Source organism: Anabaena sp. CCY 9613 (assembly GCF_963920895.1).
In the GTDB taxonomy this organism is placed as follows: Bacteria; Cyanobacteriota; Cyanobacteriia; order Cyanobacteriales; family Nostocaceae; genus Cyanocohniella.
Map to the genome: position 1 here is coordinate 1 of NZ_CAWUDE010000056.1, position 404 is coordinate 404.

Genomic DNA, 404 nt, shown 5'->3' on the forward strand with positions numbered 1-404 from the left:
TGGACTTTTACCCAGCAGTCTGGCCAGTAATAGCCATATTGCTGAACTTTTATCCTTTTTTTGTTCTTTTTAGTTAGGTGGAGATTAGCGGACTCGAACCGCTGACATCCTGCTTGCAAAGCAGGCGCTCTACCAACTGAGCTAAACCCCCACACACAATTCAATCTTCAAATTTCAAAAATCAACTCTTTACTTTTGACTTTTGACTTTTGATTTTTGACTTGTTTCAGGTGGGCCATCCTGGACTCGAACCAGGGACCTCACCCTTATCAGGGGTGCGCTCTAACCACCTGAGCTAATAGCCCGTTCTCCGAACCAAATCTATAGTTTGAAAGTTCAGCAAATGTTGCGAACGACCTAGGAATAACCAACTCAGTCTCTATTCACTGTATGTTTTCGAGTTC

General features: G+C 43.3%; 2 tRNA genes. Both read right to left on the reverse strand.

The annotated features are described in order from the left end of the window. Window positions 1-78: 78 nt before the first annotated feature. Window positions 79-151, reverse strand: a tRNA-Ala gene (locus ACM0OT_RS23800). 80 nt (window positions 152-231) lie between these two features. Next, window positions 232-305: transfer RNA gene (locus ACM0OT_RS23805), tRNA-Ile, on the reverse strand. Window positions 306-404: the final 99 nt, after the last annotated feature.